This window comes from Frateuria sp., assembly GCF_035943815.1.
Classification (GTDB): Bacteria; Pseudomonadota; Gammaproteobacteria; order Xanthomonadales; family Rhodanobacteraceae; genus Frateuria_A.
This window is the reverse complement of record NZ_DASZBU010000005.1, coordinates 220,617-234,859: the sequence shown is the minus strand read 5'-3', so window position 1 is coordinate 234,859 and position 14,243 is coordinate 220,617. Positions and strand designations below refer to the sequence as shown.

Sequence of the window (14,243 nt, the reverse complement as noted above, 5' to 3'; positions counted from 1 at the left end):
GCTGCGTCATCGACGCTTTCGTGGCCCGGATCGACAGGTCGAAAAAAATGCGCCACCGCACCTTGGCAGGACGCGCGTCGAATGCTTATAGTCGATTTGTATGACAAACCACCGGGCGCTGGCTGCGCCTTCCGCACGGATCGACCTACGTCACCCGGGAGCCGCACTTCATGAGGAAAACGAGCGCAGTTCGCAGCCTCTACGGGCATGTGATGCACGAGCTCGGTCAGCGCATCGTGGGCGGCAAGGTCAAGCCCGGCGACGTGCTGCCGCGCGAGGAGACGCTCGCCGAAAGCCTGCAGGTCAGCCGCACCGCGCTGCGCGAAGCGCTCAAGGTGCTGTCGGCCAAGGGCCTGATCGAGTCGCGCACCGGCGTGGGTGCGCGCGTGCTGGACAAGCGCCACTGGAACCAGCTCGACGCCGACGTGCTGGCCTGGCGCTGCGCCTCGATGCCGACCGACGATTTCGTCGACAAGCTGGTGGAGATGCGCGAGGTGATCGAGCCGGCCGCCGCCGCCAGCGCCGCACGCCGGCGCACTGCCGAGCAGCTCGCGGCGATCGACGTCGCCTTTCGCGCAATGGACGAAGCGCAGACGCTGGACGAGTGGACCGCCGCCGACCTGCAATTCCACGACGCGGTGCTGCACGCCACCGGCAACGAACTGCTGCAGTCGCTGTTCTCGGTGATCGAAACCGCGCTGGGCACCTTCTTCACCCTGTCCGCGCGCACCGCCAGCAACTTCAAGTATTCGCTGCCGCACCACCAGAAGGTGCTCGAGGCGATCCGCCGCAAGCAGCCGGAAGTGGCGCGCAAGGCAATGCATTCGATGATCGTCGACTCGCAGGCGAACCTGCAGCACAGCCGCGGCCGCGGCCGCAGGAAGGCCACGGCGTGAACACGTCGCTGCTTGGCCTGGACTGGGGCAGCACGCGGCTGCGCGCGTACCGCTTCGATGAGGCCGGCGGCGTCATGGACATGCGCGCGCTGCCCTGGGGCAGCCGGCAACTGCCGGCAGGCGGCTTTCCCGAGGCGTTCGCGCAAGCGGTCGAGGGCTGGCCGCGCGCGCCGGTGTTGGCCTGCGGCATGGTCGGCAGTCGCGGCGGCTGGCGCGAGGCGCCCTATCTCGATGCACCGTGCCGGCTGGACGCGCTGGCTGGCGCTCTGGCCGTGGTCGATGCGCCGGACGGACGCACCGTGCACATCGTGCCCGGGCTGCGCGATCCGGCCGGCCCCGACGTGATGCGCGGCGAGGAAACCCAGGTCGCCGGGGTGCTCGCGCAGGCTCCAACCCTCGCTGGCGAGGTGCGGCTGCTGATGCCCGGCACGCACAGCAAGTGGGTGCGCGTGCGCGACGGCGCGGTCGCGGGTTTCACCACGGTGATGACCGGCGAGCTGTTCGCGCTGGTGCGCGGGCACTCCGTACTCGGCGCAGGCCTGCCCGATGGCAGCGACGACCACGCCGCTTTCGCGCGCGGCGTGGCCGCGGCGCAGGCCTCGGGCGCGGCCGGCGGCCTGTCGCGCCTGTTCTCCACGCGGGCATTGATGCTCGAAGGCGTGCTGGCACCGGCCTCGGTGGCTGACTTCCTTTCCGGCCTGCTGATCGGCGACGAACTGCGCATGGCGCTGGCCGCCGATTGGGCCAGGCCCGGGGTACCGGTGCAGGTCGTCGGAGAAGACGCGCTCTGCGCCCGTTACCTGCTGGCCGCGCCGGCCTTCGGCCTGACGCTGCAACGCACCTCCGGCGCGCCCGCCGCGTCGGGCCTCTGGCAGGTCGCCGCCTCCGCGGGCCTGCTCCACGGACATTCGCACGCATGAACGAATTCAAGACCTGGCTCGAACCGCTTCCTCTGGTCGCCATCCTGCGCGGCCTTCGCCCCGACGAGGTACCGACGGTGGGCGATGCGCTGGTCGAGGCCGGCTTCCGCATCCTGGAGGTGCCGCTCAACTCGCCGCAACCGCTGCAGAGCATCCGTCGCATGGCCGAGCGCTACGGCGCCGAGCGGCTGGTCGGCGCGGGCACCGTGCTCGATCCGGCAGCGGTGCGCGGCATCGCCGACGCGGGCGGGCGCATCGTGGTGATGCCGCACGCCGACGTGGCGGTGATCCGCGCCGCCAAGCAGGCCGGGCTCTACTGCGTGCCTGGCGTGGCCACGCCAACCGAGGCCTTCGCCGCGCTCGCCGCGGGCGCCGACGCGTTGAAACTCTTTCCCGCCGAGCAGGCCTCGCCGGCCGTGCTCAAGGCCTGGCGCGCGGTGCTGCCGGCGGCCACCGCGGTGCTGCCTGTCGGCGGCGTCGCGCCCGACACCATGGGCCCATGGCTCGCCGCCGGTGCCGCCGGCTTCGGCATCGGCTCCTCGCTCTATGCGCCCGGTCGTGCGGCCGACGACGTCGGCACGCGCGCGCGGGCCTTCGCCCAGGCCTGGCGGCGCCATCTCGATTCGCAAGCGTCCAACGCTCTAGGAATTCGCGCATGAAGATCACCCGCCTCACCACCTTCGTCGTGCCGCCACGCTGGCTGTTCCTGCGCATCGATACCGATGCGGGGATCTGCGGCTGGGGGGAGCCGATCGTCGAAGGCCGTGCGCACACCATCGCCGCGGCGGTGGACGAGCTGTCCGACTACCTCGTCGGCAAGGACCCGCGCCGCATCGAAGACCTGTGGAGCGTGATGTACCGCGGCGGCTTCTACCGCGGCGGCCCGGTGCTGATGAGCGCGATCGCCGGCATCGACCAGGCGCTGTGGGACATCAAGGGCAAGGACCTGGGCCGTCCGGTGCATGACCTGCTCGGCGGCCGGGTGCGCGAGCGCATCCGCGTCTACTCGTGGATCGGCGGCGACCGGCCGGCCGACACCGCGCGTGCGGCCAAGGAGGCGGTCGCGCGCGGCTTCACCGCGGTCAAGATGAACGCCACCGAGGAGATGCAGTACGTCGATACCTACGAAAAGGTCGAGCAGGTGCTCGCCAACGTGCAGGCGGTGCGCGATGCGGTGGGCCCGCACGTCGGCCTGGGTCTGGATTTCCACGGCCGCGTGCACAAGCCGATGGCCAAGGTGCTGATGCGCGAGCTCGCCCCGTACAAGCTGATGTTCATCGAGGAACCGGTGCTGTCCGAGCATCTCGAGGCCTTGCCCGAGCTGGCCTCGATCTCGCCGGCGCCGATCGCGCTGGGCGAGCGCCTGTACTCGCGCTATGACTTCAAGCGCGTACTATCGATCGGTGGCGTGGACATCCTGCAGCCCGACCCCTCGCACGCAGGCGGCATCACCGAGACGCGCAAGATCGCCTCGATGGCCGAGGCCTACGACGTGGCGATCGCGCTGCACTGTCCGCTTGGCCCCATCGCGTTGGCCGCCAACCTGCAGTTGGATGCGGTTTGCCACAACGCCTTCATCCAGGAGCAGAGCCTGGGCATCCACTACAACGCCTCCAACGACCTGCTCGACTACGTCAGCGACCGCAGCGTGTTCGCCTACCAGGACGGCTTCGTCGCCATCCCTGGCGGCCCGGGCCTCGGCATCGGCGTGAACGAGGACTACGTGGCCGAGCGCGCCTCGGCCGGGCATCGCTGGCGCAACCCGGTCTGGCGGCATGCCGACGGCAGCGTGGCGGAATGGTGAGCATGGCCTTCGCCACCTACCCCAGCCTGGTCGACCGCACGGTGTTCGTCAGCGGCGGCGCCACCGGCATCGGCGCGGCGTTCGTCGAGCACTTCGCGCGCCAGGGCAGCCGCGTGGCCTTCATCGACCTCGACCGTGCGCACGGCGAGTCGCTGTGCGCGGAGCTGGCCGACGCCCGCCACCGGCCGCTGTTCCTGCCTTGCGACGTCACCGACCTGGATGCGCTCGCCGCGGCGATCGCGCAGGCTCGCGCGGCGAACGGCCCGATCGGCGTGCTGGTGAACAACGCCGCCAACGACGTGCGCCATGCGTTCGAGGACACCACCGCCACCGACTTCGACCGCAACATGGCGGTGAACCTGCGCCACCAGTACTTCGCCACGCAGGCGGTGCGCGAGGACATGCGGCACCTGGGCGGCGGTTCGGTGATCTGCCTGGGCTCGACCGGCTGGATGAAGAAGAACGCCGGCTATCCCATGTACGCGATGGCCAAGGCCGCCGTGCGCGGGCTGGTCAACGGCCTGGCGCGCGAGCTCGGCCACGACCGCATCCGCATCAACGCACTGGTGCCCGGCTGGGTGATCACCGAGAAGCAGCGCCGGCTCTGGCTCGATGCCGAGGGCGAAGCCGAAATCGCCCGCGTGCAGTGCCTGCCCGGTTACCTGATGGCCGACGACCTCGCCCGCGCCGCGCTGTTCCTGGCCGCCGACGACAGCCGCATGTGCACCGGTCAGGACTTCATCGTGGACGGCGGCTGGGTATGAACACGCCCGCCGCGGTCGCCTTCCAGGCCGGAAACACGCTGGGCGAGGGCATCGTCTGGTGCGACCGCGAGCAGGCGCTGTACTGGACCGACATCCATGCCGCCACGCTGTGGCGCTTCCGCCCGCGCGATGCCCGGGCCGACCGCTGGGCGATGCCCGAGCGGCTGGCCTGCATCGCGCTGTGCGAGGCCGATGGCTGGCTGCTGCTGGGACTCGCGTCGCGGCTGGCGTTCTTCCATCCGGCCAGCGCCGCCCTGGTGCCGATCGCCGAGGTGGAAACCGGCCTGCCCACGCGCCTCAACGATGGCGCCTGCGACCGCCAGGGTCGTTTCGTGTTCGGCACCCTGCACGAGCCGCCCACCGGCGGCGTGCGCCAGGCGATCGGCAGCTTCTACCGACTGAACGCGGATCTCTCGCTCGAGCGCCTGGACCTGCCCGGCGTCGCCATCAGCAACAGCCTCGCCTTCAGCCCGGACGGTCGCACGCTCTACTACTGCGATTCGCTGGCACGCACGATCCAGTGCTGCGACTACGGCACGCGCTGCGGCACGCCGAGCACCTTCGCCCGCCTGGATGATCCGCGCGGCGAGCCGGACGGCTCGGCGGTGGACTGCGCGGGCAACCTGTGGAATGCGCAGTGGGGCCTGGGCCGCGTCGCGTGCTACACGCCGTCCGGCCGCCTGGACCACTGCATCGAAGTGCCCGCCTCGCAACCCACCCGGCCGGCGTTCGGTGGTCCGGACCTGTCGATGCTCTACGTCACCAGCGCGCGCGACGGCCTGGATGCCGCCGCGCTCGCCGGGCAACCCTTCGCCGGCGCGCTGTTCGCCGCACCGGCGGGTACCACCGGCCTGCCGGAGCCGCGCTTTGCCGGCACGCCGCCACGAATCACCGCTACAGCGCCGCCACGACCGGCGCCCGACCACTCGCTCCCGGGGAAGCACACCGCATGAACAGCAATGCCATCGCACCACCCGTCGCGCACGCCAAGGCCACGGTCGTCTTCACCTGCATGCTCGCCGCGCTGGCGGGGCTGATGTTCGGGCTGGACATCGGCGTGATCTCCGGCGCGCAGCAATTCATCCAGCACGAGTTCGCGATCAGCGACCGCACGCTCGAATGGATCGTCAGCGCGATGATGCTCGGCGCCGCGGTCGGCGCGCTGGGCGCCGGCTGGATGTCGCTGCACCTGGGGCGCAAGCGCTCGCTGATCCTGGGCGCCGTGCTGTTCGTGGTCGGCTCGCTGCTGTCGGGGCTGGCCTGGTCGCCGGCTACGCTGATCGCCGCACGCGTGGTGCTGGGCCTGGCGATCGGCCTGGCCACGTTCGCCGCACCGTTGTACCTGGCCGAGGTGGCACCGGAGCGCATCCGCGGCGCGATGATCTCGACCTACCAGCTGATGATCACCATCGGCATCCTGGTCGCGTTCCTCTCCGACACCGCCTTGAGCTACACCGGCTCGTGGCGCTGGATGCTGGGTGTGATCGCGATACCCGGCGCGCTGTTCCTGCTCGGCGTGCTGATGCTGCCGGACAGCCCGCGCTGGCTGATGATGCGCGGCCGCCGCGAGGAAGCGCTGGACGTGCTGCACCGCCTGCGCGCCGACGCGAACGTGGTGGCGCGCGAGGCCGCCGACATCGAGGAACAGCTGAAGAGCCCGCAGCGGGGTTGGCACATGTTCCTGGAGAACCGCAACTTCCGCCGCTCGGTGGGTCTGGGCGTGCTGTTGCAGCTGATGCAGCAGTTCACCGGCATGAACGTGGTGATGTACTACGCGCCGCGCATCTTCCAGACGATGGGCTACGACACCGCCGCGCAGATGTGGTTCACCGCGCTGGTCGGGCTGACCAACGTGCTGGCCACCTTCATCGCCATCGCCCTGATCGACCGCCTGGGCCGCAAGCCGATCCTCTACGCGGGCTTCGCCGTGATGGCGATCGGCCTGGGCGTGGTCGGCACGATGATGCACGGCGGCATCGCCAGCCACGCGGCGCAGATCTTCACCGTGGTGATGCTGCTGGTGTTCATCGTCGGCTTCGCCATGTCCGCCGGGCCGCTGGTGTGGACGCTGTGCTCGGAGATCCAGCCGCTCAAGGGCCGCGACTTCGGCATCGGCTGCTCCACCGTCACCAACTGGGTCGGCAACATGATCGTGGGCTTCACTTTCCTCAGCCTGCTCAACGGCATCGGCAATGCGGCCACGTTCTGGCTCTACGCCGCGCTCAACCTGGTGTTCCTGGGGCTGACCCTGTGGCTGGTGCCGGAGACCAAGGGCGTGACGCTGGAGCAGATCGAGCGCAACCTGATGGCCGGCAAGCGGCTGCGCGAGATCGGGCGCTGACGATCGGCCGGCGCGCCCTACCGGGCGCGCTGCGCCGCCGCGTTGCCGGCCTTCACGGCGTCCACGAAGCTGCCGAACGGAACGTCGGTGATGCCGACCAGACCGAAGTGCGCGTTCTCGCCGTCGAGCACGCGGCCGGTGGCGGGCTGGTCGGCGTAGTCGAACCAGTGCGCGCCGACGATGACCGGATCGGCCGCCGCGGCCGCGAGGAAGCGCGCGTAGGCCTCGCCGCGCTGCGCTTCGTTCCACACCGCCACCGGGCCGGTGCCGAACGGGCCGCGGTCGGTCGAGCCGAAGGAGAACTCGCTGACGAGCACCGGCCGGTCGAGCGTGCGCAGCCGGTCCGAGTCCATGCCGTGCTGCGGCAGGTCGGCGTAGACGTTGATACTCAGCACGTCGCACCACCTGGCACAGGCGGCCATCGCCTCGGGCGTGCGCACGGCGAAACGCCCGCCCAGGAACAGATGGTGCGGATCGTGCCGGCGCAGCGCCTGCGCCACGGTGCGGAAGTACTGGTCGGCATACGCGCGCAGCCACGCGGCGTAGTCCTCCGCGACGGCCGGGTGCGCTTCGTCGGGCGCGGGCGCCTGGAAACCGGTCTGCTCCAGCGCGTCCCAGCGTGTCACGCCGATGCCCCAGGCGACGCCGAGCTTGAGCGCGTCGCCGTACTTGTGCCGGAGCATGGCGAGGAAGGCCTGCTTGGCCGGGCTGCCGGGCTCGCCGCTCAGCGTGCCGATGGCCAGCGCCCAGCGACCCTGCGGACCGGGCGCGGCCCAGGCCAGTTCGTTGTCGGCGAAATAGCCGAGCAGCCAGGGATCGTCGCGCACGCCGGCGGTGGCCCGCATCACCGCGCGCTCGGCCGCTTGAGCAAAGCGCGGGTCGAACGGGTCCGGCATGCGGCCCCAGTAGTCGTAGCCGGTGGCGACGTTGCCGTAGTCCCCGACGATGTCGATCGAGCGCGTGTAGGCCAGCCCCTGGCCGCGCACCACCGCGTCATCGCTCCAGTTGCCCAGCGTGTTGAAGCCCCAGGCGCGCAGCCGCTCGCGCGCACGCCGGCGCCAGGCCGCGCGCCAGTCCTTGCCATCGATGCGGTAGAGGTTGGCTGCGTAGAAATCGAACCACTCGCCCTGGTGGTAGGCCAGGCCGGCAGCCGCGCCGATCTGCCCACCCTCCCCGCCATGGCCGTGGAATGCGGCCCAGGGGCCCTGCGCGGGCGGCAGGCCGTCGAACATCCAGCCGCGCCCCCCGATGACGCTGCGGCCGCCATCGACCGCCACCGCGTTGACGCCGAGCGAGAAGAACGCATGCCCCTGGGGCGTGACCAGTTGCCAGCGCCCGTCCAGCTTCTGCGCGTGGAACCAGCCGGTGGCCTGGCCGCGGACGTCGATACGTCCGCCGTAGTGGTCCAGGCCCTTGCGAGCGGGCGGCGCCGATGCACCCGCCTGCGCCGCGCGCAATGCCGCGTCGTTGGCGATCTTCTCCGGCCAGGCGGCGCGCGTGTACTGGCCGTAGCGATCCACGATGTCCGCGTAAGCCGCATGCAGCGTGGTATCGGCCGCGGCAGACAGCTTGCCGAGCAACACCGTCTGCGCCGCCTGCGGTGCGGGAACGGACAGCCGCAGCGTGCGCACCGCGTGCAGCGCGGACGCGCCCTCCACCGTGGTCGCCACGAGTACGCGTTCGCCATGGGCTTCGAAGGGCATCGGCGGACCGGCCTGCATGCCGAAGGCGCGCGGCGAGGTCGCGTGCAGCGGCAGCACCAGTGTCTGCGGCGGCCCGGCCGGCAGACCCACGGTCGCATGCAGGTGCGCGCCACCGCTGCCCTCGACATCTACCTCCAGCGTCACCGCCCACGGCATCGCGTTCTGCACGCGCAGGCGCAGTTCGCCCGCGGGGCCGAGCGCGCCGGCCGAAGGTGTCAGGGTCACCTGCGGCCGTGCGGCCGGCTCGAAGGTGTAGCGACGCAGCGTTTCGCCATCGGGCAGGCGTTGCGCGGCTCCAGGCTGCACGTGATCGAGGCGGACGGCGGGCGTATCCGCCGACAGGCCGATCGCCGGCATCGCCGCGGCACTGCCGCCCAGGACCAGCAGCAGGATCGGGTAAACGGCACGCTTCATGGCCTCACCTCGCGCACGCGCCATCACTCAGGCGCGGCGCATGATCGCTCAGGCCGCGTTGCGTTCCAGCCAACGCCAGCCGTAGTACGCCGGGATGCCGCAGGCGATGATGACCAGGCTCATGCCCGCATCGCCGGGATTGTGGATCGCGGTTGCGCCGATCACGCCCAGCACCGTGACGACGAAGATCATCGGCAGCCACGGATAGAACGGCACGCGATAAGGCGAAGGCTCACTGAGGTAGCGGCGATACCAGAACAGCGTGGCGATGCTGCACGCGTGCGCCAGCCACTCGCCCACCGTGGTGTAGTCCAGCAGCTGGTTGAAGCTGCCCGACACCGCCAGCACGATCGCCCACGCGCCCAGCGTGGCCAGCGCGACCTGCGGCGCACGGCTCTGCGGGTCGATCTTGCCCACCGCGGAGAAGAACATCCCGTCGGCGCCCATCGTCTGCAGCACGCGCGCACCGCCGGCGATGGCGATGTTGCAATAGCCGAAGGTGGAGCAGGCGATGCCCAGCGCGATCAGCGTGGCGCCGCGCTCGCCGAACAGGCGGCGCATCAGGTCCGCGGCCGGCGCGTGGCTGGCCGCCAGGCCCGCATGGCCCAGGCCGGCAAGGTAGGCGAAGTTGGCCAGCACGTAGGCCACCATCACGCCGGCCAGGCCCAGCCCCAGTGCGCGCGGCAACGTGCGCTGGGGGTTGCGCACCTCGCCGGCCAGGTCGTTGAGGTAATGGAAGCCGCCGTAGGTGAACAGCACCGGCAGCAGCGCGCCGAAGAACGCGCCGGGCGCCGCCTTGTGCGCCGGGTCGGCGGCCAGAGCCACGCCCAGGTGGCCGTTGGACAGCACCACGCCCACGCCGACCAGCAGCGCGATCGCGGCCAGCTTGAGCACGGTGAAGATGTTCTGCACCCAGGCGCCGGCGCGGATGCCGAACAGGTTCACGCCGACAATGAAGGCGATGGCGCCGGCGGCCACCGGCTTGATGTACAGCGCCGACAGGCCCAAAGCCGCACAGAAGTAGTCGGCGAACGCGGTGGCCACCGCCGCTACGCTGCCGGGGTAGTTGATCAACGCCATCGTCCAGCCGAACAGGAACGCCGGCAGCTTGCCGAAGGCCTCGCGCAGGTAGATGTAGCTGCCGCCGGCCTGCGGCCGCCGCGCGCCGAGCTCCGCATAGCAAAGCACGCCGGCCAGCGTTAGCAGGCCGCCGACGGCCCACAGCGCGAGCAGCTCCCAGCCCGATCCAGTGCGCTGGGCCAGCGTGGCCGGGGTGCGGAAGATGCCCGCGCCGATCACGCCGCCGATGACGATCATCGCCGCGTCCCAGGTGCCCAGGCGGCGCAGGTAGGTGGTCGGTGCTTGGCTCATTGCGGGCGGGCATCGGCGGCGGAAGGGCAACGATAGCGTGAGTCGGGCCCGGGCACAGCGTTTTCGCCGCGGCGAAACTGGAACACTGACGTGGTCCATCTGCTCGGCCCTTCTCCGCGAACGCGGAGGAAGGTGTGGACAGGTGGATGGGGCGCTCTGCGGATCCTGGAGTGATGTTTCGCGAGGCCTCCCCTTCAGGCGTCCTTCCCCGCGAAACGGGGACGGGCGATGCGACCCGGCACTCGCGTCCCCCCGCCTCTCCAAAGTAAGGTCACGCGGATGCCCGTCCCGCCCTCCCCGTTCGCCGGCGACGCCGACAGCCCGCGCCTGCGCCGGGCCCTGCGCGGGCTGTCCTGGCTCGTCTCGGCCTTGCTGCTGGCGCTGGCCGCCTGGCTGCTGCACCGCTACCTGGGCGCCATGCGCTGGCGCGACGTGTGGGCGGCGCTGTGGGCCCTGCCGCGCGCGCACGTGGCCGGCGCGGTGGCGGCGACCGCCACCAGCTTCGCCATGCTGGCGGCCTTCGACGTGCTGGCCGCGCGCAGCGTGGCGCCGGCGCGCGCGGCGCCGGGACTGGCGGCCTTCGCCGGCTTCGCGGCGCACGCGTTGTCGAACACGCTGGGTTTCCACGCGATGACCGGCGGCGCGGTGCGCTACCGCGTCTACGCCACGGCAGGGCTGGGCGCCGGCGACATCGCACGCGTGGTCGGCCTGGCCAGCCTGGGCGTGGGGCTGGGCTACGCGGTGCTGGGCGCCGCCGGTTTGCTGGCGGAACCGCCAGTCGCCGCCGGCTGGGGCCGCCCCGCCGGGGTGTTCATCGTCGCCTTGCTGGCCGGCCTGTTGCTGTGGCTGGCGGAGCCACGCACGCTGCGCCTGCACCGCTGGTCGGTGGCCCTGCCCGGCAGCGGCGGCGCGGCGCTGCAGATGCTGATCGGCGGCATGGAGATGAGCGCCGCCATCGGCGCGATGTACCTGCTGCTGCCGCCGGCGATCGCACCGCCCGTCGCCGATTTCGTGCCGGTGTACCTGACCGCGCTGCTGGCCGGCATCATCAGCCATGCGCCCGGCGGGCTGGGCGTATTCGAGGCGATCCTGCTCGGCGCATTCCCAGCCCAAGCTCGCGCGGACGTACTCGCCGGCCTGCTGTGCTACCGGCTGGTCTACAACCTCTTGCCGTTCGGTCTTGCCGCGCTGGGCCTGGGCCTGTTCGAGGCCCGTCGGCGCCGTGTCCTCGCCGCACAGGCGGCCCATCCGTCATGACGGCACATGCCGCGGCCACGGCACGGCCGTATGCTCGGCGTTTCCCCCAGCGATGCCGCCCATGCCGGACGCCAGCCACCTGTTAGCCTTCGCCCTGATCGCCCTGGGACTGGCGCTGACGCCCGGGCCGAACATGGTCTACCTGGTCTCGCGGTCGATCACCCAGGGCCGCGCGGCGGGCCTGGTGTCGCTGGCCGGCGTGGGGCTTGGCTTCATCGCCTACATGCTGTGCGCGGCCTTCGGCATCACCGCGCTGGTGTTAGCGGTGCCGTACGCCTATGACGCGCTGCGCATCGCCGGTGCGCTCTATCTGCTGCACCTCGCCTGGCAGGCACTCAGGCCGGGCGGGCGCTCGCCGTTCGAACTGCGCAAGCTGGCGCCGGACCGCCCGCAGCGGCTGTTCGCGATGGGCCTGCTGACCAACCTGCTCAATCCCAAGGCGGCGATGCTCTACCTGTCGCTGCTGCCGCAGTTCATCGTGCCCGGCCGGGGCAGCGTGCTCGGGCAGTCGCTCGCGCTGGGCTTCACCCAGATCGCGATCAGCCTGACGGTCAACGCGATGATCGTGCTCGCCGCCGGCACCATCGCGAGGTTCCTGGGCGGCCGCCTGCTGTGGCGGGCACTGCAGCGCTGGCTGATGGGCACCGTGCTCGCCGCACTCGCCGTGCGCATGTTGGCGCAAGGACGCCGCTAGAGACCGAACGGCCAAGTCTCGGCGGCGCCGGTGCGCGGTTCCTCGCCGAGCGGCTCGACCGCGTGTGTCTGGTCGAACCAGGCGTAGCCGTCGAACTGGCGCGGCATCGAGCATTCCACGTAGTGGCTCCAGCGCTCGGTGTCGGGCCGGTAGATCACGCCGATGAAGCGTTCCAGCCGGGCGCTGGCCAGCCGGCCGCACAACTCGCGATTGGCGCCCTCGCGCAGGTCGAGCAGGCAACGCGGCTGGCCGGCGTCGTGGAACAGGCGCTCGTAGCTGTCCTTGCGCGAGGGCACCACGTCCATCACCTTCATCGGCTCGTCCCAGTCATCGGCGGCGGCGACCGTGCCGGTGTGCGTGCCGAAGCCGATCAATGCCGCGTGGCGGCCGAACCGCTGGCGGCACAACTGGCCCAGGTTGAGCTCCTCGCGCACCTGGCCCATCTCGGTGTGGCGCGCGTCGCCGATGTGCGAGTTGTGCGCCCATACCACCGCCTTCGACTGCGGGCCGGCCGCGTCCAGGAGATGCTCCAGCGTCTCGAACATGTGGCTGTCACGCAGGTTCCACGATTCGGCCGAGCCGTAGTACATCGCGCGGTAGTACGCCTCGGCGTTGCTCACCAGGCGCGCGTTCTGCGCCGCATCCAGGAAATACTCGCCGTCGGCGCGCACGTAGTCGATGCGACGCGCGAGCAACTCGCGCAGCATCTGTACCACCGCCTTCTCGCACAACGCGTAGCCGGCATTCAGCGCCATCCGGCCGTACTGCGCCGGCTCCTTGCTCCAGGGCATCAGGCAACCGTAGCGGCGCCGGGCGACCTGGGCCGCCTCCGGGTCGACCTTGTCCAGGTAATCGATCACCGCGCGGATCGAGCTGTCCAGGCTGTACAGGTCCAGCCCGTAGAAGCCGGCCTGCCTGGTCGGCGGCTTGTCCGCGTTGTAGTCGCGCAGCCAGTCGATGAAGCGGGCGACGTCGCGATTGCGCCACATCCAGGTGGGAAAGCGCTGGAAGATCGGCTCCCCGTGCGCGGCCGGGCGGCCGCGCACGTAGCGGTTGAGGGCGGCGGCGTCGGGCCAGTCGGCCTCCACCGCGACTATGGTGAAGCCGTGCGTCTCGATCAGCCGACGGGTGATCGCGGCCCGGGCGCGGTAGAACTCGCTGGTGCCGTGGCTGGCCTCGCCCAGCAGCACCACGCGCGCATCGCCGTAGCGGTCGAACAGCCGTCCGAACGCCGGGTCGTCGGGGCCCGGCAGCGGCTCGGCAGCCGCGCGGATCAGGTCGGGCAGACCGTGGCCGTCGGCCGGCGCCCGTGCCGCCACCGGCTCGATCCGGGGCGGTGGCGAAGCCTCCCGCTCGCTCCAGCCGTAGCTGCCGACCAGCGGCACGAAGCGTACTTCGTCCAATGGCTCCTCCCGGAAGCGGTCCTCGGCCACGCGGGTGACCTTGACCAGCCGCTGGCGGTACAGGGTCTCGCCCACCGGCATCACCAGCCGCCCACCGATGGCCAGCTGCCGTCGCAGCACGTCCGGCACGGCCGGTCCGCCGGCAGCGGCGATGATCGCGTCGAACGGCGCCGCCTCCGGCCAGCCGCCGCTGCCGTCGCCCACGCGCAGGCGGATGTTGCGATAGCCCAGCGAGTCGAAGCGTTGCTGCGCGAGGTCGGCCAGTTCCGCGTGGCGCTCGATCGCATGAACATGGGCCGCGAGCGCTCCCATCACCGCCGCGGCGTAGCCCGAGCCTGCGCCGATCTCCAACACGCTGTCGTTCTCGTGCAGCTCGGCCGCCTGCAGCATCCGCGCGACGATGAACGGCTGCGAGATGGTCTGCCCGGCCTCGATCGGCAGTGGCGAATCCTCGTATGCGAACTCGTGCATGCTGCCGGCCACGAAGGCCTCGCGCGGGATCCGCCCCATCGCCTCGAGCACGCGCGCATCGGTGATGCCGCGCCCGGCCAGCTGGCGCTCGACCATGCGCTGGCGTTGCTGGGCGAAATCGACCATGGCGATCACCTCTGGAGGCGCCTGCCGAGGCTAGTCCTGGCCTTATCAACCACGCGTCAATCCGTGCAGCGGTAGCGTC

12 protein-coding genes are annotated in these 14,243 nt (G+C 71.1%); 9 read left to right on the top strand and 3 right to left on the bottom strand.

What is annotated here, in order from left to right; genetic code table 11:
• The first annotated feature begins 170 nt into the window (after positions 1-170).
• The 7 genes from VGU65_RS02705 to VGU65_RS02675 are packed head-to-tail and all read left to right on the top strand — an operon-like array spanning position 171 to position 6,725.
• The gene (locus VGU65_RS02705; protein ID WP_327472632.1) at positions 171-896 is read left to right on the top strand and encodes a FadR/GntR family transcriptional regulator; all 726 of its coding nucleotides are present in this window, start codon (positions 171-173) and stop codon (positions 894-896) included.
• Positions 893-1,816: a 2-dehydro-3-deoxygalactonokinase gene (locus VGU65_RS02700; RefSeq protein WP_327472631.1), complete on the top strand. Its 924-nt coding sequence runs from the start codon at positions 893-895 to the stop codon at positions 1,814-1,816. The genes VGU65_RS02705 and VGU65_RS02700 overlap by 4 nt, the downstream gene beginning before the upstream one ends.
• Complete coding sequence (locus tag VGU65_RS02695; RefSeq protein ID WP_327472629.1) at positions 1,813-2,475, top strand: 2-dehydro-3-deoxy-6-phosphogalactonate aldolase; 663 nt, start codon at positions 1,813-1,815, stop codon at positions 2,473-2,475. Before VGU65_RS02700 ends, VGU65_RS02695 begins: the two co-directional genes overlap by 4 nt.
• Entirely contained in the window at positions 2,472-3,620 is a 1,149-nt protein-coding gene (gene dgoD / locus VGU65_RS02690; protein ID WP_327472627.1) for a galactonate dehydratase, read from the top strand. Before VGU65_RS02695 ends, dgoD begins: the two co-directional genes overlap by 4 nt.
• 2 nt (positions 3,621-3,622) lie before the next feature.
• Positions 3,623-4,384, top strand: coding sequence for an SDR family NAD(P)-dependent oxidoreductase (locus VGU65_RS02685; protein ID WP_327472625.1), 762 nt, complete (start codon positions 3,623-3,625; stop codon positions 4,382-4,384).
• A complete protein-coding gene (locus VGU65_RS02680; RefSeq protein ID WP_327472623.1) occupies positions 4,381-5,337 on the top strand; it encodes an SMP-30/gluconolactonase/LRE family protein in 957 nt (318 codons plus the stop codon). Before VGU65_RS02685 ends, VGU65_RS02680 begins: the two co-directional genes overlap by 4 nt.
• Positions 5,334-6,725 (top strand): sugar porter family MFS transporter, encoded by a 1,392-nt coding sequence (locus VGU65_RS02675; RefSeq protein WP_327472621.1) that lies wholly within the window; start codon positions 5,334-5,336, stop codon positions 6,723-6,725. Before VGU65_RS02680 ends, VGU65_RS02675 begins: the two co-directional genes overlap by 4 nt.
• Positions 6,726-6,742: 17 nt before the next feature.
• On the opposite strand, the gene VGU65_RS02670 is transcribed toward VGU65_RS02675, so the two are convergent.
• Complete coding sequence (locus VGU65_RS02670; RefSeq protein ID WP_327472619.1) at positions 6,743-8,842, bottom strand: beta-agarase; 2,100 nt, start codon at positions 8,840-8,842, stop codon at positions 6,743-6,745.
• Between the two features lie 48 nt (positions 8,843-8,890).
• Complete coding sequence (locus VGU65_RS02665) at positions 8,891-10,213, bottom strand: APC family permease (RefSeq protein WP_327472617.1); 1,323 nt, start codon at positions 10,211-10,213, stop codon at positions 8,891-8,893.
• A gap of 279 nt (positions 10,214-10,492) precedes the next feature.
• On the opposite strand from VGU65_RS02665, the gene VGU65_RS02660 reads away from it, so the two are divergent.
• Both VGU65_RS02660 and VGU65_RS02655 read left to right on the top strand, forming a co-directional pair.
• Positions 10,493-11,470 (top strand): putative bifunctional lysylphosphatidylglycerol flippase/synthetase, encoded by a 978-nt coding sequence (locus VGU65_RS02660; RefSeq protein WP_327472616.1) that lies wholly within the window; start codon positions 10,493-10,495, stop codon positions 11,468-11,470.
• A gap of 61 nt (positions 11,471-11,531) precedes the next feature.
• Positions 11,532-12,164 (top strand): LysE family translocator, encoded by a 633-nt coding sequence (locus VGU65_RS02655; protein ID WP_327472615.1) that lies wholly within the window; start codon positions 11,532-11,534, stop codon positions 12,162-12,164.
• Here VGU65_RS02655 and VGU65_RS02650 read toward each other — a convergent pair.
• The gene (locus tag VGU65_RS02650; RefSeq protein ID WP_327472614.1) at positions 12,161-14,164 is read right to left on the bottom strand and encodes a protein-L-isoaspartate(D-aspartate) O-methyltransferase; all 2,004 of its coding nucleotides are present in this window, start codon (positions 14,162-14,164) and stop codon (positions 12,161-12,163) included. The genes VGU65_RS02655 and VGU65_RS02650 overlap by 4 nt on opposite strands.
• Positions 14,165-14,243 lie beyond the last annotated feature (79 nt).